General features: G+C 60.4%; 21 protein-coding genes and 1 pseudogene. 13 read left to right on the top strand and 9 right to left on the bottom strand.

The genetic code is table 11. From position 1 onward, the window contains the following. Nucleotides 1-15: 15 nt before the first annotated feature. From AC1DIJ_RS20340 to AC1DIJ_RS20330, 3 genes are all read right to left on the bottom strand, one after another. The gene (locus AC1DIJ_RS20340) at nucleotides 16-1,398 is read right to left on the bottom strand and encodes a sensor histidine kinase (protein ID WP_112385561.1); all 1,383 of its coding nucleotides are present in this window, start codon (nucleotides 1,396-1,398) and stop codon (nucleotides 16-18) included. Beyond that, on the bottom strand, nucleotides 1,395-2,072 hold the full coding sequence (locus tag AC1DIJ_RS20335) for a response regulator transcription factor (protein ID WP_112385560.1): 678 nt from the start codon (nucleotides 2,070-2,072) through the stop codon (nucleotides 1,395-1,397). The genes AC1DIJ_RS20340 and AC1DIJ_RS20335 overlap by 4 nt, the downstream gene beginning before the upstream one ends. Nucleotides 2,073-2,142: 70 nt before the next feature. Beyond that, nucleotides 2,143-4,008, bottom strand: a complete 1,866-nt coding sequence (locus AC1DIJ_RS20330) for an adenylate/guanylate cyclase domain-containing protein (RefSeq protein WP_112385559.1) — start codon at nucleotides 4,006-4,008, stop codon at nucleotides 2,143-2,145. A gap of 134 nt (nucleotides 4,009-4,142) precedes the next feature. Here AC1DIJ_RS20330 and AC1DIJ_RS20325 point away from each other — a divergent pair, with 134 nt between their 5' ends. Beyond that, a complete protein-coding gene (locus AC1DIJ_RS20325) occupies nucleotides 4,143-5,207 on the top strand; it encodes an ABC transporter substrate-binding protein (protein WP_112385558.1) in 1,065 nt (354 codons plus the stop codon). Here the strand turns inward: AC1DIJ_RS20325 and AC1DIJ_RS20320 are convergent. Continuing rightward, nucleotides 5,122-6,153 carry an acetylxylan esterase gene (locus AC1DIJ_RS20320; protein WP_112385557.1) on the bottom strand — a complete coding sequence of 344 codons (1,032 nt, stop codon included), beginning with the start codon at nucleotides 6,151-6,153 and terminating at the stop codon, nucleotides 5,122-5,124. The two genes, AC1DIJ_RS20325 and AC1DIJ_RS20320, sit on opposite strands and share 86 nt — an antisense overlap. Nucleotides 6,154-6,571: 418 nt before the next feature. On the opposite strand from AC1DIJ_RS20320, the gene AC1DIJ_RS20315 reads away from it, so the two are divergent. The 6 genes from AC1DIJ_RS20315 to AC1DIJ_RS20290 all read left to right on the top strand — a co-directional run bounded on the left by AC1DIJ_RS20315 (nucleotide 6,572) and on the right by AC1DIJ_RS20290 (nucleotide 14,226). After that, complete coding sequence (locus tag AC1DIJ_RS20315) at nucleotides 6,572-8,500, top strand: HAMP domain-containing methyl-accepting chemotaxis protein (protein ID WP_112385717.1); 1,929 nt, start codon at nucleotides 6,572-6,574, stop codon at nucleotides 8,498-8,500. A gap of 314 nt (nucleotides 8,501-8,814) precedes the next feature. Beyond that, the gene (locus AC1DIJ_RS20310; RefSeq protein ID WP_112385556.1) at nucleotides 8,815-9,759 is read left to right on the top strand and encodes a Bug family tripartite tricarboxylate transporter substrate binding protein; all 945 of its coding nucleotides are present in this window, start codon (nucleotides 8,815-8,817) and stop codon (nucleotides 9,757-9,759) included. Beyond that, complete coding sequence (locus tag AC1DIJ_RS20305; protein ID WP_112385555.1) at nucleotides 9,756-10,247, top strand: tripartite tricarboxylate transporter TctB family protein; 492 nt, start codon at nucleotides 9,756-9,758, stop codon at nucleotides 10,245-10,247. Before AC1DIJ_RS20310 ends, AC1DIJ_RS20305 begins: the two co-directional genes overlap by 4 nt. 12 nt (nucleotides 10,248-10,259) lie before the next feature. After that, the gene (locus tag AC1DIJ_RS20300; protein ID WP_112385554.1) at nucleotides 10,260-11,777 is read left to right on the top strand and encodes a tripartite tricarboxylate transporter permease; all 1,518 of its coding nucleotides are present in this window, start codon (nucleotides 10,260-10,262) and stop codon (nucleotides 11,775-11,777) included. 273 nt (nucleotides 11,778-12,050) lie between these two features. Then, on the top strand, nucleotides 12,051-13,880 hold the full coding sequence (locus AC1DIJ_RS20295; RefSeq protein WP_112446133.1) for a HAMP domain-containing methyl-accepting chemotaxis protein: 1,830 nt from the start codon (nucleotides 12,051-12,053) through the stop codon (nucleotides 13,878-13,880). Between the two features lie 178 nt (nucleotides 13,881-14,058). Continuing rightward, nucleotides 14,059-14,226 (top strand): hypothetical protein, encoded by a 168-nt coding sequence (locus AC1DIJ_RS20290; RefSeq protein WP_310297006.1) that lies wholly within the window; start codon nucleotides 14,059-14,061, stop codon nucleotides 14,224-14,226. 102 nt (nucleotides 14,227-14,328) lie between these two features. Here the strand turns inward: AC1DIJ_RS20290 and AC1DIJ_RS20285 are convergent, their stop codons facing one another. Next, nucleotides 14,329-15,426, bottom strand: a complete 1,098-nt coding sequence (locus AC1DIJ_RS20285) for a DUF475 domain-containing protein (protein ID WP_112385552.1) — start codon at nucleotides 15,424-15,426, stop codon at nucleotides 14,329-14,331. Nucleotides 15,427-15,825: 399 nt separating this feature from the next. Here AC1DIJ_RS20285 and AC1DIJ_RS20280 point away from each other — a divergent pair, with 399 nt between their 5' ends. Together AC1DIJ_RS20280 and AC1DIJ_RS20275 are read left to right on the top strand one after the other, a co-directional pair. Beyond that, a complete protein-coding gene (locus AC1DIJ_RS20280; RefSeq protein ID WP_310297013.1) occupies nucleotides 15,826-16,062 on the top strand; it encodes a hypothetical protein in 237 nt (78 codons plus the stop codon). A gap of 61 nt (nucleotides 16,063-16,123) precedes the next feature. Continuing rightward, nucleotides 16,124-16,288, top strand: coding sequence for a hypothetical protein (locus AC1DIJ_RS20275; protein WP_477831531.1), 165 nt, complete (start codon nucleotides 16,124-16,126; stop codon nucleotides 16,286-16,288). Nucleotides 16,289-16,337: 49 nt separating this feature from the next. Here AC1DIJ_RS20275 and AC1DIJ_RS20270 read toward each other — a convergent pair whose 3' ends face one another. Together AC1DIJ_RS20270 and AC1DIJ_RS20265 are read right to left on the bottom strand one after the other, a co-directional pair. Next, the gene (locus AC1DIJ_RS20270) at nucleotides 16,338-16,844 is read right to left on the bottom strand and encodes an MgtC/SapB family protein (protein WP_112385550.1); all 507 of its coding nucleotides are present in this window, start codon (nucleotides 16,842-16,844) and stop codon (nucleotides 16,338-16,340) included. Nucleotides 16,845-16,904: 60 nt separating this feature from the next. After that, entirely contained in the window at nucleotides 16,905-17,462 is a 558-nt protein-coding gene (locus AC1DIJ_RS20265) for a fused DSP-PTPase phosphatase/NAD kinase-like protein (protein ID WP_112385549.1), read from the bottom strand. 167 nt (nucleotides 17,463-17,629) lie between these two features. Between AC1DIJ_RS20265 and AC1DIJ_RS20260 the strand changes: the two genes are divergently transcribed. Beyond that, the gene (locus AC1DIJ_RS20260; protein ID WP_112385548.1) at nucleotides 17,630-18,319 is read left to right on the top strand and encodes a hypothetical protein; all 690 of its coding nucleotides are present in this window, start codon (nucleotides 17,630-17,632) and stop codon (nucleotides 18,317-18,319) included. Between the two features lie 5 nt (nucleotides 18,320-18,324). On the opposite strand, the gene AC1DIJ_RS20255 is transcribed toward AC1DIJ_RS20260, so the two are convergent. Beyond that, the gene (locus AC1DIJ_RS20255) at nucleotides 18,325-18,852 is read right to left on the bottom strand and encodes a hypothetical protein (protein WP_112385547.1); all 528 of its coding nucleotides are present in this window, start codon (nucleotides 18,850-18,852) and stop codon (nucleotides 18,325-18,327) included. A gap of 177 nt (nucleotides 18,853-19,029) precedes the next feature. After that, complete coding sequence (locus AC1DIJ_RS20250) at nucleotides 19,030-19,227, bottom strand: CrpP-related protein (RefSeq protein WP_112385546.1); 198 nt, start codon at nucleotides 19,225-19,227, stop codon at nucleotides 19,030-19,032. A gap of 264 nt (nucleotides 19,228-19,491) precedes the next feature. Here AC1DIJ_RS20250 and AC1DIJ_RS20245 point away from each other — a divergent pair, with 264 nt between their 5' ends. From AC1DIJ_RS20245 to AC1DIJ_RS20235, 3 genes and pseudogenes are all read left to right on the top strand, one after another. Further along, on the top strand, nucleotides 19,492-21,171 hold the full coding sequence (locus tag AC1DIJ_RS20245) for a sulfatase-like hydrolase/transferase (protein ID WP_112385545.1): 1,680 nt from the start codon (nucleotides 19,492-19,494) through the stop codon (nucleotides 21,169-21,171). Between the two features lie 137 nt (nucleotides 21,172-21,308). Beyond that, nucleotides 21,309-21,446, top strand: a complete 138-nt coding sequence (locus AC1DIJ_RS20240; protein WP_199628999.1) for a hypothetical protein — start codon at nucleotides 21,309-21,311, stop codon at nucleotides 21,444-21,446. A 735-nt stretch (nucleotides 21,447-22,181) separates the two neighbouring features. Continuing rightward, nucleotides 22,182-23,790 (top strand): annotated as a pseudogene (locus AC1DIJ_RS20235) (hypothetical protein); the annotation flags it as partial.

The raw sequence follows: 23,790 nt of genomic DNA, 5'->3' as shown, positions 1-23,790 counted from the left end.
AACGGCTGAAAGGCTTTACGACAGTTTTGCGAAAGCGACTGAAGCCTTGAGGCCCTTTCCATCAGGGCCGTTGGCGAGCGTCAGGCTGGCGTTGAAGAGATTGGCGATCTCCTCGACGATCGGCAGGCCGAGGCCAGCGCCCGGCGCGCCCGATTCGTTGCCGCGCGAAAAGCGCTGGCGCACGGCATCCAGCTTCTCCGCCGGAATACCGGGGCCGTTGTCCTCGACTTCAAGCGTGACGGTATCGCCGCCCCGGGAAACGCGGACGGTGACTTCAGCGCCCTTGCCGGAATAGGCGATGGCATTGCCGGCGAGGTTGCGCAAGAGTTCGCCGATCAACAGGGGCTCTGCCCGGATCACCGCAGCGCCGTCACCCTCGAAGCCCAGGTCGATACCGGTTTCGGCGGCGGTCGGGATCAGTTCGCCGGTGATTTCCTGAGCGAGCGCGGTGAGATCGATGGCCGTGGCCGTGAGTGCTTCTTTTGCTGCCGCTGCGTCGATCTTTGCCATCAGCAGCAGCTGGGCAAGAATGCGTTCGGCGTGAGCGACGGCTTGATCGCCCTTCAGGGCCGATCGATGGGCCTCGTCAAGCGTTACAGCGCGCACCGAGAGCGCAAGCTGGGTGCGGATGATCGCCAGCGGCGTGCGCAGCTGGTGACTGGCATTGCCGGTGAAATTGCGCAGGGCTTCGAGCGCCGATTGCAAGCGGACCATGAAGCTGTTGACGGTATCGACCAGCGGTTCGACTTCGCTCGGTACCAGTTGCTCGATTGGGTGCAGGTCGTCGGGGCTGCGCTCGCCGATCGCATCGCGGAGCTTGTAGAGCGGGCGGAGCGCGACGGTGACCGAAATCCAGACGATGACGGCGGCGCCCGCGATCATGAAGAGAAGGCGCAGCGCCGAGCGGAACAGGATGGCGCGGGCAAGCTGGCGGCGGGCGATGGTGGTTTCAGCAACCGTCACCGAGAAGGGAACGGAGCGGATGCCGGTGGAGGCCGACCGCCTCAAGGTGGCGACGCGGATCGGCTCGCCGCGGAACGTGTCGTCTGCAAAGCCCGCGACCTCGCCTTGCGTATCGGCGAGTGCGGGCAAGGCTTGATAGCCGGTGATGAACTCGCCGGGTGGTCCATCGACTCGGTAGAAAACGCGGTCCTGGGCGGCCGAGGTCAGCATTTCCAGGGCCACATAGGGGATATCGACCTCAAGCGTACCGTCTTCGGCCACGACGACGCGTTCGGCGATTGCCAGTGCGGAACCTGCGAGCACGCGGTCGGAGACGATATTGGATGTCTGGATTGCTTCCCGATAGGTGTCGGCGAGCGCCAGCGTGCCGATGATGGCGGTGGAGATCAGCAACCAGAAGAGCAGCCTGCGGCGCAGCGAATAGGCGGCCCTCATGCAGCCTCGGTCAGTTTGTCGAGATAGTAGCCGATACCGCGGGCGGTCTTCACCGTCAGACTGTAAGGCGCGAGCCGCTTGCGCAGACGGCTGACATATTGCTCGATGGCATTGGCCGAGATGTCGTCGTCGAAGGCGGTCAGCGACTGGATGATCGCTTCCTTGGCAACCACCTTGCCGGCGCGCATGAAGAGGATTTCGAGCAGGCCGAGTTCGCGGGCGGGGATATCGATCTGGATGCCGGCTGCGGAAAACGTGCGGGAATTGAGATCGAAGGAAACAGGGCCGTACATGACGGTTGCCGAATGCAGCCCTGCCTGACGGCGCAGCAGGACACGAACACGGGCCTCGAATTCGGCGATGTCGAAGGGTTTGATCAGATAGTCGTCAGCGCCGAGATCGAGGCCGCGGACCCGCTCTTCCGGCGTGCCGCGGGCCGTCAGGATTAGCACGGCGGCCTTGCTCTGCCGGGCGCGCATGTTTCGCAGCACTTCGAGCCCGTCCATCTCGGGAAGGTTGAGATCGAGAATCACCAGATCAAAATTTTCGGCGGCGATGACGGCATTCGCAGACGCGCCGTCATGCACGACATCGACGGCATGACCGGTCCCGCGCAAGATCGCAGACAGGCCATCGGCAAGCGCGACATTGTCTTCGGTCAGCAGGATGCGCACGGATGTTTCCTTGTTGGCAAACGAGATTACAGGGCGGGTGCGCCGCTGTCATCATCGGCCGTGCTCATTCTCACGCTGTACGTGCAGCCTCCTGCTCCTTGCGGGCGGCATCCAGCAGCCGGTGGAATCGCGGGTCCGAGCGGATGTTGTCGAGGTCGGAATCGTTCTCGAACCACATGATGTGATAGACCGAACTGCGCGGCAGCAGCTTTTCCAGCAGGGCAAGGGCCTCGTCGGTATCGCCAAGGACGGAATAGACGCAGGCGAGATTGTATTGCGCGACGATGTCGTTCGGATCGATGGCAATCGCGCGCGCTGCCCAGTTGCGGGCGCGTGCCCTGTCGCCTAGATGGGCGAGCGCGAGCGCGCCGCGATGCGACGGGCCGGAATTCTCCGGATTGAGGCTGACGGCGCGTTCGGCCCGGAGAATGCCGAGCTTCGCCCAGTTCTCAGTATCGGCAGGACGCCCCATCGACCGGTAGACGCTCATCAGGTGGATCGGCGAGACGTAATCGTCGGTCCGGATATGGGCGGCGCGGGTGAAATAATGCGCGGCGTTGGCATAGTCGCCATGCATGAAGAAGAAGCGGGCATAGTGGAAGTTCGCCTCATAGAGGTTCGGATCCAGGCTCAAGGCTCGCTCGAAAGCTTCGATTGCCTGTTCCCGCTGACCGTTCTGGTGCAGCGCAAGGCCGCGCGAGGCATGGGCTTCGGCAAGGTCGGGGTTGAGCTCGAGTGCCCGGGCGCTCGCCGTCAGGATCTGCTGCACCGAGACCTTCCCCGGATCCCAATCGCGGATCGCCGCATCGCAATCGGCGATGCCGGCATAGGCGCGGCCATAATCGGGGTCGAGCTCGACGGCCTTTTCGAACATGCGGCGGGCAAGCAGCAGATATGATTTCGTCCAGGTGTGGGAGAGCTGCCGGCCGCGCAGGTAATAGGTATAGGCCTCCACATTGGCCGTCGGCTCTTCGGCGATCGCCTTCTTTTCTTCGGGCAGCAGCCGGATCTTCAGCTGGCCGACGATCGAATTGGCGATCTCGTCCTGGATGGCGAAGATATCCGTCAGATTGCGATCGTAACGGTCGGCCCAGAGGTGGTCGCCGTTGCTGGTGTCGATAAGGTGGCTGGAGATGCGCACGCGGTTGCCTGCCATCCGCACGCTTCCCTCTAGCACATAGCGGACGCCGAGCTCCTGAGCGAGCTGCTTGATGCGGACCGACGTCCCCTTGTAGGTGAAGACGGTGTGGCGTGACACGACATGCAGGCTCGATACCTTCGAGAGGTCGGTGATAATGTCCTCGGTAATGCCGTCGGAGAAATAGTCCTGATCGGCATCGCCGCTCATGTTGGTGAAGGGCAGAACGGCGATGAAGCAGGTGTTGCGGCGCTGGGTTGCCGCGCGGCTGCTGCCGGCACCCTTGTTGATGTCGATGGTATAGACCTGCACTGGCTGCTTGATGTTCTTCAGTGCATGCTCGCCCTGCAGGTCGAAGCCGACATTAAGGCGCGTGCCGACCTGGTCGCGGACGGAGCTCGACACGCAGATGCCACCTGGCTGCGCAAGCTTTTCCAGCCTAGCCGCGACGTTGACACCATCGCCGAAGACATCGCCGTCCTGGAGAACGACGTCGCCAAGGTTGATGCCGATGCGGAACTCGATGCGCTGTTCCTTCGGCACGCCCTCATTGCGGGCCGCCATGTTTCGCTGGATCTCGACGGCGCAGGCAACGGCATTCACAACGCTCTGGAACTCGACAAGCATTCCGTCGCCTGTCAGCTTGAAAGTCCGGCCCTTGTAGTCGGAGATCCTGACATCGATCAGTTCACAGCGGTGACGATTGAGCGCCTGAAGAGTTCCGGATTCATCGACCCCCATCAGACGGCTGTAGCCTACGACGTCGGCAGCGAGAATTGCGCTCAGCCGTCGTTCCAATATCCCCTCCATGAAAACGGTCTAATTTAGCTTAACTTCTTTTATAGTTTTTGTCGCGGTAGGCCGGCAATTTTGCTTGAGCTGCGGCGAGGCTCACGCTTGCTCCTCCTTTCGACGCATGCAATCCTTTTCGGATGAGGAGACTTTTCATACTTTTACTGATGCTCTGTCCGGGCTTTGCCTATGGCAACCAGACCTTCTACCCGTCGAAATCCGGAAAGGCGGATGCGCGGGTGCTGACCGTCTATTCGTCACTCGACGAGCCTTTGGCCAAGCCGATGATCACAGGCTTCCAGGATGGCAATCCCGATGTGGCGATCCGCTATGAGGACATGCTGACGGGGGAGATCTACGATCGCATCGTGCGGGAGACCGATGCCGGCAAGAAGACTGCCGACTTTGCCTTCTCGTCCGCCATGGACCTGCAGGTAAAGCTGTCGAACGACGGCTATGCGCAGGTGAGCAACCTGCCGATGAGCGGGCAGTGGCCGAAATGGGCGAACTGGCGCAATACCGCCTATGCGCTGACCTTCGAGCCGGCCGTCTTCGTCTATCACAAGCCGAGTTTCGTACATGAGCCGGTGCCATCCTCGCGAGCCGAGTTCGTCGATTACCTGAAGCGCAAGGGAAACAGCGTCTATGGCCGGATCGGTACCTATGACATTGAGCGCTCCGGCGTCGGCTTCCTGTTCATGGCGCGCGACCAGGAACAGTTCGGTGATATATGGTCGGTGATCGGGGCGATGGGGGCGGCGGGCGTCAAGCTCTATTCCACAAGCTCGGCGATCCTGGAGCGCGTCGCTGACGGCCGCTTCGTGCTCGGGTACAATATCCTCGGCTCCTATGCGGCGGACTGGGCGGCGCGCCATCCCGATGTCGGCATCGTTTTGCCGAAGGACTATACGGTCGTCATGTCGCGCATCGGTCTTGTGCCGCAGGCCGCTGCCGATCCGGAACTTGGGCGGCAATATCTGTCCTTCTTCATGTCGAAGCAGGGGCAGACGATCATGGCGCGCGAACTGCAAATCCCGGCCGTCAGTCCAGAAGTTGCCGGCGACAATACCGCCAATACGATGCAGGAACTGCTTGGCGCCCAGCTGAAGCCGGTTCCTGTCAGTCCGGGATTGATGGTCTATCTCGATCAGGTGAAGCGGGCGCGGCTGATTGCGCATTGGAATGAGGTTCTGCGCCGGCAGTGAAGAATAGGGCGACCTTGGCGCGCAGCTCTTCGTTCTGTTCGGCGGCACCGTCATAGTCGAAGTGACCGGCATCGAGAACGAAGATCTCCTTGGATCCAGCCAAGGCATTGGCAACCGAGAACTGGCAGGGTGGCGCGACGGCGGGATCGAAACGCGCTGCGGCGACCAGCATTGGCACCTTGATGCGTGTTGCAGCCGTTGCCGCATCGAAGAAGCGCAGCGTTTCAAGCACACTGCCGTGCTTGCGCTGATATTGCTGCACGGAATCAGCGCTGCCAACCGTCGGCAACCGCAGCCAGAGCGGGCGATTCCCGAAGGTCGGAACGGCGAGAAAGCCACGATCGATCCGCGTGTCGAACGGGATCGCCAGGGCACCCAGCCCGCCGCCGAAACTGACACCTGAATAGCCGATGCGGCCTTCCAGCCAAGGATAGAGTTCGATCAACGCCGAGACGGCCAGCCAGATATCCTCGACGCAGCCGCCGATCACATAGCTGTCGCGGCTCTCGATGCCATGAAGCACATGGCCGCTGGCCTCTGAGGGAATTGGCGGGTGGGCGCTTCGCGACATGCCGCGGGCGCAGAAGAACAGGACGGCGGTCTCTTCCACAGGCACGTCGAATTCCGGCTGATCGCGTCCGCCGTAGCCATGGCCAACCACCAGGCCGCGCTTGATCGCGCTTCGCTTCGGCAGCAGCAGCCAGCCGCCGATCGCGACTCCGTCCGTCGATGCATAGGAGATATCGAGGACATTCCAGTCCGCATGCTGCAGCTCGCTGCGGGAGAGCGAGGGTTTGGGATCGGCGTTGATCGCCTTTGCGTATCGCGCATTCCAGAACGCATCGAAACCATCCGGCGCTGCCGGCGGACGGATCGATTCCAGCGCCGGCAAAGTGGCGCCATAGGTTGGGTCGAAATGAAACGGGTGCGCGCGCGGGATGGTCATGCGACATTCTTTTCCCGAAAGCGGCGGCGGCGCAAGCGTGGTTTCGTTGTGGCAGCGAGGCTTCTTTCCGCTGCCTCGACACTACTTGAGAGTATTCGAAATATGAAATGTTGATGCTGTTTCTGCAGAAGAAAATTTTACTCATGAAGTAAGAAAAACTTAGTTCATCTGAAATCATCCGAAAATGCTGTTCTTTACATCTGTTTTTACAAATTTCGTTGTTTTCATTGTCAAATTTTCTAGTCGGCATTTAGCGAAAATTAATCGAAAACCGGTGGTTATTCTCACTATGAAACGACAGGCGCGGCGTCGTCCCGAACGGCCGTGCGGGCGGCATGATGCTGCAAGCCAATTCTCACCACACTGCCAGGAGCTATGCATCGTGGATGCCCGGTTCCCCTTTTCAGAGGTTCTTTTCATGAAGCGTCCCAACGTCAAAGCATCGATGATCGGCATATTCTCGCTGATCGCCATCCTGTTTGCCCTGACGGGCTATATTTCGCTGCGCAGCCTGAGCACGTTCAACGAGAACGCCGACGATTTTGCGACCAGCTATCTGCCCGGCGTGTCCAAGGCAAACGACATCCAGCTCGCACGTTACTCGCTGCGTGGTTCATACGGCGATTACGTCATGGGCCGTACGGAAGGTGGTGCCGATGGCTTCGTGAAGAAGATCAAGACCAAGCAGGCGGCTCTCCTGAAAGCCGTCGCCGACTTCAAGGATCAGGTCAATACCGACGCCGAGCGTGAGGCCTTCACCTCGATCGACGATACGTCCTCGAAATATGTTGCGGCTGGCGACAATCTGATCGCTCTCGTTAAGGCCGGCGAAAAGCAGAAGGCAATCGATGCCTTCGACAAGGATCTCGGTCCGATCGCCGACGAACTGGCGGCAAGCGTCGACAAGGTGGTGAAGTCCAACCAGGCCCTGGCTGCCAGCGCCGCTGCCGAAAACCGTTCGGAGTTCAGCCGCACGCTTCTGCTGCTCAGCGTCATTCTCGGCGTCAGCGCGCTGCTCGTCTGCGGTGCAGCCTATTTCGGCATTGCCGGTATCGCCAATGCCATCGGCCGCATCACCGGCGCGATGCGTTCGCTTGCCAATGGCGACACGCATCTGACGATTGCTGATGCCCATCGCGGCGATGAGATCGGCGAGATGGCAAAGGCCGTCGAGATTTTCCGTCAGGCGGCGATCGAGAACATCAAGCTGCAGAGCGATGCGGAAGCAAGCCGCGTGCAGGCCGAGGCCGACCGCGCCCGCCTGACCCGCGAAGCCGAAGCCGCCGCACAGACACGCCTGGTCGAGGCGACTGCCGGTCTGGCTTCCGGGCTCAAGCGGCTGGCCGCCGGCGATCTGAGCTTTCAGCTCAATGACGCCTTCGCGCCTGATTTCGAGCCGCTGCGTCAGGATCTGAACGATGCCGTCATGCAGCTCGGAAACACAATGAAGTCCATCGCTTCGTCGGCCGGTGCGATCGACACGGGCACCCGCGAAATCGGCAGCGGCGCCGACGATCTGTCGAAGCGCACCGAACAGCAGGCCGCCTCGCTCGAAGAAACCGCTGCTGCACTCGACGAGATCACGGTCAATGTCTCGAACTCCTCCAAGCGCGCTGACGAAGCTCGCCAGGTCGCTATCCAGGCGAACGAGAGTGCGGCACGATCTGGGCAGGTGGTTGCCAACGCCGTCAACGCCATGCAGAAGATCGAGCAGTCTTCGAACCAGATCTCCAGCATCATCGGCGTCATCGACGAGATTGCCTTCCAGACCAACCTTCTGGCTCTGAATGCCGGTGTCGAGGCGGCGCGTGCCGGTGAAGCGGGCAAGGGTTTTGCGGTCGTTGCACAGGAAGTGCGCGAGCTCGCCCAGCGCTCGGCGGAAGCTGCCAAGGAGATCAAGGATCTGATCCGCAATTCTTCGGTCGAAGTGCAGGGCGGCGTTCAGCTGGTTCGCGAAACCGGCGATGCGCTGAAGACGATCGAGAACCTGATCGTCTCGATCAACCAGCACATGGATGCGATCGCGACGTCCTCGCGTGAGCAGTCCACCGGACTGAGCGAAGTCAACAGTGCCGTCAACCAGATGGACCAGGTGACCCAGCAGAACGCCGCGATGGTCGAGGAAACCAATGCGGCCAGCGCGACACTCGCCACCGAAGCCGTGCGCCTTCGCGACCTGATCGCCAATTTCAAGCTGTCGGGCGAAAGCCATCATGCCTCGTCTTCGGACGTGGAAGCCTTGCGCCGCACCGCGTCTGCGATGGCTCGTAGTGCTCCGCGGGCACCGGCGCCGGTCTATCGCAGCCACGGCAACGCTGCCGTGCAACAGGAATGGTCTGAATTCTAAGACGCAAAGGCAGATTTTCAGCACAGGATGACCTTACGGCCGGTCCGCGTAAATGCGGACCGGCCGCTTTCGTTTCCGGCGATGCCGAGCGAAATTGCGGCAAAAAAGTGTCATCAGCCTCTGGATGTGTGGCCGGTGTCAGCTAAATGACAGCTTCTTGTGGTGCGTTCGGACACTTCTTCTCCGTGGAGGCGGAGGAAGTTTCGGGAGGACTTGCCGTTCACGCGCGATCGATCGCTCGTTCGCCAGTGGCGTGTTCCCCGATCCCTGACAGCAATGACGCGGCATCTATCCGCGCTCAAGGAGGACACGTCTTGAAACATACATTTATTGCCACTCTCTTCGCAGCCGCCATCGCGCTGCCGGCCGCTGCGGCCGATTACACCATCATCGCTCCGGCAGCACCGGGCGGCGGCTGGGACCAGACGGCCCGTTCGCTGCAGACCGTGCTGCAGCAGGAAGGCATCTCCGGCAACGTTCAGGTTCAGAACGTTCCGGGCGCTGGCGGCGCCATCGGCCTCGCGCAGTTTGCCAACCAGAGCGCCGGTAACCCGAACGCCCTGATCGTCGGCGGCTATGTCATGGTCGGCGCGCTGCTAACCAACAAGTCGGCCGTGACCCTCAAGGACGTTACGCCGATCGCCCGTCTGACCGGCGAATACGAAGCCGTCGTCGTTCCTGCCTCGTCTGACATCAAGACGCTTGCCGATCTCGTCACTAAGCTGAAGGCCGATCCCGGCGCTGTGTCTTGGGGCGGTGGTTCTGCCGGTGGTACCGACCACATCACGGCTGGCCTGATCGCCAAGGCTTCGGGCGTCGATCCGACCAAGGTCAACTACGTTGCCTTCTCGGGTGGCGGCGAAGCGCTTGCTGCTATCCTCGGTGGTCAGGTCACCGCCGGTATCTCCAGCTACAGCGAATTCGAATCGCAGGTTAAGGCCGGCACGCTGCGCCTTCTCGCCGTTTCGAGCGATGCCCGCCTCGACGGCATCGATGCACCGACGCTGAAGGAAGCCGGTACCGATGTGACCATCCAGAACTGGCGCATGGTTGCCGCGGCTCCCGGTCTGACGGACGAAGAAGTCAAGGCGATTTCGGCTGACGTCGAAAAGCTGCACAAGTCTGCTGCCTGGCAGGAAGTGCTGAAGACCAAGGGTTGGGCCGACACCTACCTCTCGGGCGATGACTTCAAGGCTCAGCTCGACAAGGACGTCGCTTCGACCGAAAGCATCCTCAAAGATATCGGACTGGTAAAATGATTGAGGGCAACACCCCCTCGGCAACGAAGCGCCGCCCTGATTGGGCGGCGCTGGCTATTGCCGTGTTTCTTTTCGCCATTGCTGGCATCATGTTCTGGGATGCCTCTCATCTCAGCGCCATCGCGCAGTACGATCGTATCGGCCCGTCGACCGTGCCGGAATTCGTCGCCTTCGGCCTGGCGGCTCTCGGTCTCTGGACCGTTGCCGAAGCCTGGCGCGGTGAATTTCCCGAGCGCGAAAAGCAGGAAGTGCCGCCCGTTCTCTGGGTGATTGCCGGTCTTGCCTGTCAGATGATCTTCCTGCGTATCGCAGGGTTTTCGATCGCGACGGGTCTGCTCTTCGCCTTGACCGCGCGCGGTTTTGGCAAGCGCCAGCTGTGGATCTCGATCCCGGTCGGCATCATCCTGAGTTTCATCGTATGGGTGATCTTCGCCAAGCTGCTGCAGCTGACGCTGCCTGCCGGCTGGCTTGAACATCTGTTCTTCTAAGGTGCAGCCCCCATGAGCACTTTCGAATTCCTTCTGCAGGGCCTGGCTGTCGCATTTCAGCCGATGAACCTGCTCTTCGCCTTCATCGGCGTCATGCTCGGCACTGCCGTCGGCGTTCTGCCGGGCATCGGCCCGGCGCTGACCGTCGCGCTGCTGCTTCCGGCCACCTACAAGCTCGATCCGGGCGGCTCGCTGATCATGTTCGCCGGCATCTATTACGGCGGCATGTATGGCGGCTCGACGACCTCGATCCTTCTCAACACGCCGGGCGAAAGCTCGTCGATCGTCACCGCGCTCGAGGGCAACAAGATGGCTCGCGCCGGACGCGGCGGCCCGGCACTGGCGACGGCTGCCATCGGCTCCTTCGTCGCCGGCCTGATCGCCACTCTCGGCCTCGCCTTCATCGCGCCTTATATCGTCAAGCTGGCGCTGGTCTTCGGTCCGCGCGAATATTTCGCGCTGATGATCCTCGCCTTCGTCACCGTCTCGTCCGCCTTCGGCGACTCGGCGTTGCGCGGTTTGACGTCGCTGTTCATCGGCTTTGCGCTTGCCATGGTCGGCATCGACCAGCAGACCGGCCAAGCGCGTCTCTCCTTCGGCATCCCGGATCTTCTCGACGGCATCGAAGTGACGACGCTTGCTGTCGCCATGTTTGCCATCGGCGAAACGCTCTATATCGCCGCTCAGGGTGACAAGGTGGCCGACAAGGTCGAGGCCGTGAAGGGCTCGCTCTGGATGACCGCGCAGGACTGGAGCCGCTCGTGGAAGGCTTGGCTGCGCGGGACGATCATCGGCTTCCCGATCGGCGCGATGCCGGCCGGTGGCGCTGAAATCGGGACTTTTCTGTCCTACGCCACCGAAAAGCGCCTTTCCAAGAACCCGGAAGAGTTCGGAAAGGGTGCCATCGAGGGCGTCGCCGGTCCTGAGGCCGCCAATAACGCTTCGGCTGCCGGTACGCTCGTGCCGCTGCTGACGCTCGGCCTGCCGACTTCGGCGACCGCCGCGATCATGCTCGCCGGTTTCCAGCAGTATGGTCTGCAGCCGGGTCCGCTGTTGTTTGCCACCAATCCGCAACTCGTCTGGGGTCTTATCGCCAGCCTGTTGCTCGCCAATGCCATGCTGCTGGTTCTCAACCTGCCGCTGATCGGCCTCTGGGTGCGTCTGCTGACTATCCCGAAGCCATGGCTCTATGCCGGCATCCTGCTGTTTGCGACGCTCGGTACGATCGGCGCCAATCCGTCGGTGTTCGAGCTCGGCATGCTCCTGGCCTTCGGCATCCTCGGCTACGTCATGCGCCTGTTCGGCTATCCGATCGCGCCTGTCGTCGTCGGCCTGATCCTCGGGCCGCTTGCCGAGCAGCAGTTGCGCCGGGCCTTGGCGATCAGCCAGGGCGATCTGACGACCCTCGTCATGTCGCCGATCGCAGCCGGCCTGCTGCTTGTCGCCGCCGCGGCATTCATCATTCCGCTGATCCTTCGCTTGCGCGGACGGGGGCAGGTCCTTTCCCAGCTTGCCGCAAACGAAGACTAACAAAAAGACGGCATCCAACCCCTACCTGCGAGCCGGCCCGTGAAAGCGGGCCGGTTTTTCCGTTTGATCGGGCTGAAATGCGGAGTGTTTAATAAGTTCGCGCATCCGTTGTTTTTACAATTAGTAGATGAAAAGTGTTTCGTTGGGTTAATAGGGCTTTAATCCGTCGATGCGTATCTAGAGACAATTGTATTGGGTTTGATGCATGACGGCTTCGTCTTTGCGTCTTGCTCAAATCGAATACTTGCGACTTTAAATTTTCAGGATACCGAGATGAAACGCCCCCGCATCAAAATGCTATTGTCAGCGATCTTCGCTGTTATCGCCCTCATGTTCGGATTGCTTGCCTGGATGTCGATCAGCGGCATGAGCACGCTGAATGGCCAGACCGAGGTGATCGCTTCCAACTGGATCCCGAAAATCGCGACCGGCAAGAGCATCGAGAGCGCTTTCTACCGTCTCGACAATGCCTATTCGACACATATTCTTGCAGGCACGCCTGAGGAGATGAAGGCAGCCGAGGCGCTGATCGCCGAGCGTAACGACGCGCTGGCCAAGCAAATCGACAAATACCGGCCGCTGATCACCACCGCCAAGGGCGCGGAACTGATCAAGGCGATCGAAGGCGGCATTGCCGACTACAAGCAGGCCGCGCAGCAGATGGTGGCGCTTTCGGCAGCCGGCAAGGATGGCGAAGCGAAAGCACTGCTTTCGGGCGATATGCAGGCCAAGATGGCCAAGGCGGCCGGATACCTGAACGACCTTCTCGACTTCAACACCGCGAGCTCGGAAAAAATCCACCTAGAAGGCGCCAGCCTGTTCCAGTCGACTCTGTTCATGACCTTCGCGCTGATCGCTGGATGCGCTGCCATTCTGATTGCGGCCGTTATCTTTGCGATTACCGGCATTGCCCGGCCGATCGAAGCCATTACGACGTCGATGAAGGTTCTCGCGGGTGGCAATGATGAGGCGGCCATCCCCTTCTCGGGACGCTCGGACGAAATCGGCGACATGGCGTCGGCCGTCGAAGTGTTCCGCACCAACGCGCTTGCCAACAAGCGCCTCGAACGCGAAGGCGAGCAACAGCGCCACCTGACGGAAGAGCAGCGTCTTCGCGCAGCCGAAAGCGACCGTGTGAAGGCCGAGCAGATGCGCCAAGCGACCTCCGGCCTCGGAAACGGTCTCAAGCATCTGGCGGCGGGCGATCTGTCGTTCCAGCTGGACCAGCCCTTCGCTCCGGATTTCGAAGCTCTGCGTCAGGACTTCAACACCTCGATCACGCAGCTTGCCGATGTGCTGCGTTCCGTATCCTCCAGCGCCTCGTCGATCGACAGCGGCAGCCGCGAGATCAGCCAAAGCGCCAATGACCTGTCGCAGCGCACGGAGCGTCAGGCTTCGTCGCTCGAAGAGACGGCGGCGGCTCTCGACGAGATCACCACCAACGTTGCCAACTCGTCCAAGCGTGTGGATGAGGCGAGGGCGGTTGCGGTTCAGGCAAATCAGAGCGCGTCCAAGTCCGGCGCCGTCGTGTCGGATGCGGTCCATGCGATGGAGCGGATCGAACAGTCTTCGAGCCAGATCTCCAACATCATCGGCGTCATCGACGATATCGCCTTCCAGACCAACCTTCTGGCGCTGAACGCCGGTGTCGAAGCGGCGCGTGCCGGTGAAGCCGGCAAGGGCTTTGCGGTTGTCGCGCAGGAAGTGCGTGAACTGGCGCAGCGCTCGGCGCAGGCCGCGCGAGAGATCAAGGCGCTGATCAGCGCCTCGACCGGCGAAGTCGAAGCAGGTGTCCGTCTGGTTCGCGAAACGGGCAATGCGCTGACGGCGATCGGTGACTATGTCGTCACCATCAACCAGCACATGGAAGCGATCGCGACATCGACCCGCGAGCAGTCGCTTGGCCTCACGGAAGTGAATACTGCGGTCAACCAGATGGATCAGGTCACGCAGCAGAATGCGGCGATGGTCGAGGAAACGAGTGCGGCCGGTGCCACGCTGGCCCATGAAAGCGGCCGCCTTCGCGATCTGATCGCCCGCTTCAAGCTTGGGCAATCAGGCGTCCAGCAAGGCTATATGCCTGGGCGCGCCCGCGCCGCCTGACGCGCTCATAAGACAGCTTAAAGATGAAGCGAGCCCGGTCCTGACAAGGCCGGGCTTTTGCGTTTTGCCCCCTGCTCAGGCGTTTTTGCATGGCAGCGCTGAATTTGCGCGACTTGTGGTAGATGCTGCGCTGCATCATATGTGAGTAGTCAATAATGAAGCTAAAGCGAGAAAGACAATGTCTTACGTGAAGTCCATTCGTGAAGGTTTCCTCGGTCGCGCCTTCGCCGTTATCGGTGCCGCAAATGCAGTCAGCGCCGCAGTCGATGCAGGCCGCCGTCCGCAGGGCCGTCATCTGAAGGTGCTCGGTATCGATGCCGATGTGTTCGATCACATCCGCCGCTAACAGCCGCTGAAACCCCCGCATGAAAATAGCCCGCAACCGGTTGGTCGCGGGCTTTATTTTTGTCTTGATGGCTGCGGCCGATGCCCCGCCGCAGCCCTGCTGTCAGGCCTCTACGCTCTTGGCGTGATGGCTGGGAGCATGTCCTTCCGCCGCTTCCCTGCGGTTGTGACGGATCGAGGACCAGAGCGAGATGCCGATCAGCGTCGCGCCACCAAGGCCGGTGATGACCTCAGGGATGTGATACAGCGTCTGCACATACATGATCACCGCCAGGATCAGGATCGCGTAGAATGCGCCGTGTTCCAGATAGCGGTATTCCGTCAGCGTGCCCTTTTCGACGAGCATGATGGTCATCGAGCGCACATACATGGCGCCGATGCCGAGGCCGATGGCGATGATAAACAGGTTCTGCGTCAGGGCGAAGGCGCCGATGACGCCGTCGAACGAGAAGCTCGCATCCAGCACTTCCAGATAGATGAAGGCGCCGAGACCGCCGCGGGCGGCTTCGCTCATAGCCCGCTGCGAGGCATCCAGCAGGCCGCCGATGACTTCGACAGCCAGGAAGGTCACCAGGCCATAGATCGCGCTATACACGAAGGTGGTGGCTTCCTCGCCTTCCAGAAGCGACGAGAAGAGTAGGATGAGCAGGAGAACGACAGCGATCTCGATGCCCTTGATCGCCGCACCGCGCGACATCATCCGCTCGAGGGAGGAAATCCAGTGGATGTCCTTCTCGTGATTGAAGAAGTAGGAGAGGCCGACCATCATCAGGAATGTGCCGCCGAAGGCTGCGATCGGCAGGTGGGCGTCATTCATGATGCGGGCATATTCGGCCGGTTCGCGGGCCGCGAGGATGATCGCGTCGATCGGGCCGATCCCGGCTGCGATGACGACGATTGCCAGCGGGAAGACGATACGCATGCCGAAGACGGCAATGACGATACCCCAGGTCAGGAAGCGATGCTGCCACTCTGGCGTCATTTCCTTCAGCTTGTTGGCGTTGACGATGGCGTTGTCGAAAGAAAGCGAAATCTCCAGCACGGCAAGCACCGCGCAGATGAAGAAGACGGTCGCCATGCCGCCGATCGTGCCCGTCGATTGCCAGCCGAGAATGGCGCCGAGTGCCAGGCCGATGGCAGTGACGATGAAGGACCAGCGGAAATATCCGAGGGTCGAAGTTTGACTGGGAGACTGGTTCATGGCCGCACCTCTTTGGCGCGGACATCGTTTTTGAACGTGGGTGTGGTGGAAGAACGCGGCATGCCAGAACGGGCATGCGCGAAAGGCATGGGGAGCTTTTTCATCGATTGAAAATCCGCCGGCTCTTTGCAGGCGGTACCGACATCACGAGAGCGCCGTAAAAACTCTCGCCAGAGGGGCCCGGCACCAGTGTTTATCCGTTGCCGATGTTTTCGCATGGGGGGCAACCACGCACATCTCTGCGACGACGGACAAGCGCTTAGGTAATCAACTTATGCAGGCAGTCAAGAGGGAGGGGATGATTGCAGCCTGACTTTCTTTGGAACCATCCCCAGGCTCGCCCGTTTGGATGAGGTTGAGCGATCAGGATGATCGCGGGCGCGATCAAAAAGGAGGCCGATGATGCAGACTTCGACCCACTCCCCCGACAAGCGAACCGAGGCTGCCGACCGCATGAAGCGGGCGAAGCCGAACCGGATGCAAAAGGCGCAGGTGCTGCCACCGCATCAGGTCGATCTGACGCTGCCGCAATCCCCGAGGCACGACGTTCATGTGCCAGCCCATATGAGCGGCAGCGATCTGTCGCGCGGCGGTCCCGAGATCGCAGCCGACGCCGCAAAGGCCAAAGACAAATAGGCCGGGCTACCGGAATTTGCGACTTGGCGAACAGTTTTCAAGAACGACAGGTGAGACACGAATGAAGACAAATCTTGTGCCGCAGGACATTTCGCTCAAGCACGAAGAAGAATGGCAGGCAGTCCGCACAGCCTCGGAGAAGGACGGCAAGCGTGAATCCAAGAGCTGGAACGCAGCATTTGCAGAGTCGAAACCCTCGCGTTCCGAATCCGTAAACGCGCGATAATTCATGGAAGACGATCAGACGCCCGGTATTGCCGGGCGTTTTTGCGTTCTTATTGCTCGCCGTTGCTCTTTGAACCCTGATCACTTCCAAGTTTCTTTTCGATCTTACCGAAGGCGTAGAGCACACAGACGGCGGCAACCGTCGCAAAGACCGCGATCGGCCAATAGCCGAAACCCGTCGCAAGGCCGATTCCGCCCGAAAGCCACATGCCGGCACCCGTCGTCAGGCCTTTGACCCGGCCGCGGGAGAATACGATCATCCCGGCAGCCAGGAAGGCAACACCTGCCGTGACCGCCTCGATGACGCGCAATGGGTCGATGCGAACCTGCGGATCATCGGTGAAGCCCGGCATGTGCACAGCCTCGATCGAGATGATCGCAAAGAGAGCGGCCGCAAGGCTGACGAGAATATGCGTTCGAAAGCCGGCCGGGTGATCGCGGGCTTCGCGTTCGAAGCCGATCAGGCCGCCGAGGAGAATGGCACCGAAAAGGCGGGCGAAGATGACGGGGTAGTGGATGCGGGATTCCGGAAACATATCGGCGAGGACGAGGTCCATGGAAGCGGTTCTCCAGCGGTGAATTCGCTGACTAACGCAACCGCCGCTGCTTTGTTCGCGTCAAAAGCCGATCGTTTCTTCGTATTTGTCCCAGGAGCTATACATCGCGTAGCGGCTGAGGCCCTTGATGGCGAAGTTTCCGTAGTAGGGGCTGAGCTGGAACTCAGCGGCAGATTCGCTCATCTTCTTGACCGCGCCGACATAGATCGCCGAGGCGAGGCCTGTGCGGTTGGCGCCGTGTTCGCAGTGAATGAGAAGCGGCTTGGGCGCATCTGCCATGATCTTGGCGAGCTTCTGCGCCTCCTCGATCGGCAGTTCTTTGGATGATGACATCGGAAAATCGATCAGCGTGATGCCGCGGTCTGCGGCGGCGGCCGATTCATCGAGGTACCAGCCAGTGCGCTTTTCGTTGCGAAGATTGAGGATCGTACGGATGTGATAGCGCGACGCGTATGCCTGGATGTCTTCGCCGCTTGGCTGTGCCGACCGGTAAAGCTCGCCTGCGATGACCTCGTGAAAATTGCCGGTTGCCTGTCCGAGCGCCGCATGGGCGCCGATCAGGGCTGCCAATCCGAGTGCCACAGAAGCTGGCCAAGCGATAAAACGAAAATAACGCATACTTACACCGATCGATCTGGCGTCCGTCCAACCATCCAAATGGGGGCTCTATGTGACGGGCGCCACCCTACCCGGAAAAAATGTGCAGTGGAAGCCACGGGCTCCCGGCGCCAACCTTTCGGAAAGGATTGCCGTCCAATAATCCGGGCCTCACGGGATTCGGATCTATGGCGAAGACAGCGACGCGCGGCCGCAGCCGCAAACCTTCGGGACGGGGCAGGGGCGCGAGCCGCGGCGGCGGCATCATGCCATGGGCGGTGATCGGTCTTCTCGCCGTCGGTGGTATTGCCACCTACGACAACTGGAAGAGCGTCAAGCCGATGCTGGCAAAGGCTCCTGACGCTTCGATGATCACGGCGGCGATCCGCCCGGATGCGCCGAAGGCGCCTGCCGCAAAGCCTGAGCCGAAACAGATGGCGATGACAACGGTGCAGCCGCAGCGTCCCTTGCCACCGGCAGCCATTCCCGTGCCGGCGGCCCAGCCGGTCAAGGCATCGCCCGCCGACGTGCTGAACGGCAGTGCCACCTTCGGCTATTGCGGGCAGGGCGAACACGTCAATTGCGTCGGCGACGGCGGCGTCTTCTGGTACAAGGGCGAGAAGATCGTCGTTGCCGATGCCGTTCTGCCGGACGTTTCGGCGGCGCGCTGCGAAAACGAGCGGCGCCTCGGCTTTGCTGCCAAATCGCGGCTTTTCAAGCTTTTGAACGCCGGGCCGTTCGCCATGAACGCGGCCGGCAAGGGCGCCAATGGCGGCGCTCCAAGGGTCATCTCACGCGATGGACGTTCCTTCGGCGCGCAGCTGACCACCGAGGGGCTGGCGCGCAAGCCAGGCGCAAACGGCGCCTGGTGCGCCTGATCTGATCACTTCTGCTTGGCGGGCTTTGGCTGCGGCGTTGCGGGTGCCGCGGCAGGTGCCGGCTGCACGGGCGTCTTGCCATTGGTCTGGAAGGTCGCAGCGAAGGTGCTGTCCTTGCTCTCGGCGGTGCATTCGATGGCAACCGGCTTGCCGCCGTAGGGATTGCCGAAGGTGCAGCTGCCCGCGACCTTGACCTCACCCGTCATCTTCTGGCCGACGCCCGTCGTCACCATGGTCAAAGGGATTCGTGCATTTCCGTTGGAGGCCGGCTTGATCGCCTTGCCGTCGCCCTGGAAGCCCAGCATCTTGCCCTGCGCCGTGAAGATGAAGGTGACATCGCCATTCGGCAGCGCCACGGCGGCCAGCTCGTTCTTGCAGGGTTTGGACACATCGAGCTTGCCGACGACGAGCTTGGAGCATCGTCCGGCAAGGGTCGTCACACCGGCGCTCGGGAAGTTCTGCGTTTGGGCGTAGGCTGAAGAAGAAAGGGTCGCTGCAGACAGTGCTGCTGCGGCAATAATCAGTCGTCTCATGAGTTCAGGGGTCCTGTCATGCTGCTGGTCAGACTTTGTGACTGGCATGGTTGTGTGTCGGAATTTTGCCGCGCGCAACCCTGAAGCGCCCCAAAAAGTGAAACGGGCCGCTACAGGGGATCGCGGCCCGTTCCAGGAAGCGGGGGCGCCTTGGCGGCAGCCGCCCTCTTTATCTTCTCAGTGCCGCCGGTTGGCGTCTTCCATCGACCAGCCGAAACGCCACGCCTCATAACGCGCATACCAGACTTCAAGGGCCGCAGCGTCCCAAATGGGCATGAATTCCGGGTGTGACATAGGGTTGTCGCTCAGCCTGTAGCCCAGGATGCGGTCACGAATGCCACGCTCCTGCATGTTCAGCAGCTCTTCGATTTCCATATGCGCGCCCTCAACCGCCGGCCCCTCAGCCGACAGGGTTAAGGAAACATTTCCATTTGCTAATGTCCAGAAATGCCAGCGTCATCCCCATTATTCACAGGATTAATCAGGACGGTCTCTTGACGCGAAATGCGCACGCGCGAGCGGATCAGTGCTACTTCTGGCAGCTATTTCATTCCCGAATTTAACCCTAACGCGACAATCGAATGGATACACGCGCGTACCGCAATTATAAATCCGAGAGTGCTTATATGAGGGGTTTCGATGCGCGGTATATTTGCGAAAGCCGTCCGGCTTATCCTGCACCCGGTTTGCCTGCTGATGGCGGCCGCGCTCTTCTTCGCATTGGTCCGCTATCTCGACACGCGCTGGCGCTTCATGCCTTATACGTTTTCGATGACGCTCGTCATTGCTGCGGCCCTATTTCTGGTCTCGCGGCGATATGCATTCTCGCTCTATGCGGCGGGTTCGGTCGTTGTGCTGATCGCGCTGGCTTCGCTGGTCAAATACGACCTCAAAGGTTTTGCGCTTCACTACTATGATCTGATCTTCACCGGCGCCGACAAATCCGCGGTGAGTTTCCTCGCGTCAAACTACACGGGCATTCTGATCTCGGCGATCTGCATCCTTCTCGCGGTCATCGCAGGCCTTGCCCTGATCTTTGCTTTAGACAGGCCTCTACGGCTGAAGGTCAGGTGGCGGGCGGCTGGTCTGGCGGCGGTTCTGCCCTTGACCTATCTGACCTTCCCGCCTGCGGTCGCCGATCAGCCGGCCTACCTGCCCTACATTTCCGGCTACAACGCATCGTCTTTTTTCATCTCGCTCGCTGACATCCGCTATCCATTCGGCAGGATTGAGCTTTCCAATCACGTGGAAGCAGCCGAGATGCGGGCGATGGATGCCTCCGTGGATTGCGGCACGAAGCGCCCCGACGTCGTTCTGGTTCTCAGCGAAAGCCAGACGGACCTCGCGAACTTTCCGCAGATAAAAGCCCCGGCAGAGACGCTGGCGTCGTTCCGCTCGCAGGACGGCGTTGTTCGTCCGCTTTATGTCGAGACCTATGGCGGCGGCACCTGGGTTACCAACTTTGCTGTGATGACCGGGCTTTCGGCGACGGATTTCGGCTGGCAGTCATCCTATGTGACGCAGCTGATGGCCGGCAAGATCAAGGGCAGCTTTCCCGAGACGCTCGCCAAATGCGGCTACCGCACCGTGACCGTCATGCCGATGGAATACAACTTCGTCAACGAAGGACCCTTCCTGACGTCGATCGGCTTCCAGGATATTTATGACATGAAGGCGATCGGCACCAGAGCCGAAGCGGAGGATGACCGGCCGTATTTCGATTTTGCCCGGAAGATCATCGCCGAGGAGCGCGCGAAGGACGACCGGCCGCTGCTGATCGCGATTCAGACGATGATGACGCATGGTCCCTACGACAAGCCGATCGTGCCGTCTTCCCTGGTCGCCGAGGCGAAGTATTCCGACGATGCCAAGGCGAACGAATATGTTCGGCGCGTCATTGCCGCACGCAAGGAAGTCGCATCGTTCATCGAAAGTCTGCGCGTCTCCCCGGGCAACCGCGGCACTGTGGTTATGGAATATGGCGATCACCAATCCGAAGCGACCCGCCCCTTCGTCGAAGAATCACTTGCGGGTGAGCCCATGCTCTCCGACTTCCGCTCGATCGCCTACCGCACCTTCGTCAGCATTCACGGCTTCGGCACGCCCGTTGATATGGCGCCGTTCGCGCGGCCGCTCGATATCGGTTTTCTGTCGTCAGCGCTTGCAGAAGCAGCGCAATTGCCGTCGTCGCCATTGATCCGGGACCTGCAATCGCTGCGTAAGACATGTGGCGGGCGGTATCATACCTGCCCGGAAAGAAGCCTTGTCGATGCCCATCTCAGCATGCGGGCGAACGCCGGAATGCTGGTTTTGCGGTGAGTTTTCTTCATCTCTAATGTTGTAAAAATATCGTTAAAATTGCCCATAACAAGTTTTTGTTCATCTGCCGTTCAGAAAACTGTTTGGGAAAAGCACAGAGTGGCGCACACTCCTCCTTGTGAATAAGGAGATAGTGCATGATTCGATTGACCGCGGCTCTGACGCTGTTCTCAGTCTATGCGTTTACGATGTTCTTCATCGCATCCATTCCTGAGACCCCGTACCTGCAAACCGCAGCAACGACGATAACCGAAGACGCATCGCTTACGAAGTGAGTTGGGCGTAAAGGGCAGGCTTGGGGGCAAGCCTTTATGCAGGGTGGTGGCGTAAATGATACGCTGCCCTGCGGGGTGGGTTTTTATTGTGCTGGCATCGGGCACAATTCTTCAGTGGCGCTGGCGGCACTGCAAGCGCGCCTTGGGCGCGCCTTCACAAACAGCGCGATAGACTTCCGCGGATAGTTGAAATGGCTGTTATTCAAGTCATTTGCTGCTTCGCGGGTAAGCGCGGTGCGTTTTTCTCCGAGATCATCAGCAATCCACGCAGAATAAGGTCTTGCCTGGTTTTGATTCGTAGCTGCTGCCGGCAGCGATCTGTCTGTTCTGGGACCGCGCCGTGAATAAAGGGTGATTTTCCGCTTTCTTGTATCTCGAAACGACACATAACTTAACGGCAATAATGGTACATTAACTTATAATTAGTGCTTCCAGCATAATTCTTCCCTCGGTCAATGACGAATCCCTTCGTCTAGGCTCAACGATGTTCGGGTTTGGTCCTGTCGAATGTCGAGGTTTAGGAAACGGTTGCTTTAAGCACCGTGCGCATGATGCCTTGTCCTAAACATTAGCTCCCTCGAGCGATGTCTTCCGAAATATTTTGTCTATGCGTCTCGGCCATGCAGTGTGCACGGCGCGAACCCTCCGGCTATGGCTTGGAGCGCGCCAGCTTTTGCTACCCGGATGCGAGACGAAAGACACCGTCACCGCTAACGCCAGTGCAAGGGCAATTTCATGACCTCGATCGTTTCCTCTCTTTCTAATACCCAGATCAAAGCTCTGTCTGCAAAGACCATCAAGGCGTTCTCGGCTGAGGATGTCGCAACGCTTTCCGCAGATCAGCTCAAGATTTTCAATAAAGACCAGATATCTGCCCTCGAGGCCGAAGATATCGAAGCGCTCGATTCCACACAGCTCGGCGCGATTTCGACGACCGCTATCGCAGGCCTGAAGCCGGAACTGCTCGCTGCACTCGATGCCACGAAGATCGGTGCTCTCGGAAACGCCCAGATCGCGGCGTTCAGCGCCACGCAGATTGCTGCTCTTACCCCTGATCAGATCGAAGGCCTTACAGCCGACCAGATCAAGGGCCTGAACGCGACGCAGATCGGCTCGATCAGCGCTGACGACATCAAAAAGTTTTCGGCTGACGAAGTCGGCGCCATCGGCGCAAAGGCAATCGGCGGCCTGAAGAACGAAGCCATCGCCGTGCTCAGCGATGACCAGATCGGCAAGCTCAGCGCCGACCAGCTCAAGCAGGTCACGACCAAGCAGATCACCGCCTTCACGTCTGGCCAGCTTGCCAAGCTCACCGATGATCAGATCGGCGCATTGTCGGCAGCCCAGGTCGGCGCACTCACCAACGATCAGATCGGCGGCCTGACCGCCGGTCAGATCGGCAAGCTCAGCAACGCTGCTGTCGCCGGTCTCAAGGCTACGCAGATCACGGCGATGACTGCCGATCAGGTTGCCGGTATCACTGCAGGTCAGAGCGCTCTGCTGAGCGCCGCGCAGGTTGCGGGCTTCAGCGCCACGAACATCACCAAGCTGACCGACGATGCAGTTGCTGGTCTGGCCGCCAAGGCAATCCCTGGTCTGAAGAACGAAGCAATCGCCGTTCTCAGCGAAAGCCAGGTCGGCAAGCTCAGCACCGACCAGCTCAAGCAGGTCACGACCAAGCAGATCACTGCCTTCACGTCTGGCCAGCTTGCCAAATTCACCGATGATCAGATCGGCGCATTGTCGGCTGCCCAGGTCGGCGCGCTCACCAACGACCAGATTGGTGGTCTGACTGCCGGTCAGATCGGCAAGCTCAGCAACGCTGCTGTCGCCGGTCTCAAGGCCACGCAGATCACGGCGATGACTGCAGACCAGGTTGCCGGTATCACTGCAGGCCAGAGCGCTCTGCTGACGGCTGCGCAGGTTGCGGGCTTCAGCGCCACGAACGTGACGAAGCTGACCGACGATGCGGTTGCTGGCCTGACCACGAAGGCTCTCCCGAGCCTGAAGAACGAAGCGATTGCCGTCCTCAGCGACAGCCAGATCGGCAAGCTCAGCGTCGACCAGATCAAGGTGATGACGCCGAAGCAGGTTACTGCCTTCACGTCTGGCCAGCTCGGCAAGTTCACCGACGATCAGATGGGTGCTCTGACGGCAGCCCAGGTCGGCTCTCTCTCCGACGCGCAGATCACCGGTCTCTCGGCTGCTCAGATCGGCAAGCTCAGCAACGCTGCTGTCGGCGGTCTGAAGGCATCGCAGATCAGCGGCATGAGCGACACGCAGCTCGAAGGTCTGAGCGTTGCTCAGGCTGGCGCACTGACGGCGGCCCAGGTCGGTGCTCCTC

This window comes from Rhizobium sp. 10N427 (genome assembly GCF_056394605.1).
This window is presented reverse-complemented; position numbering and strand designations above follow the sequence as displayed.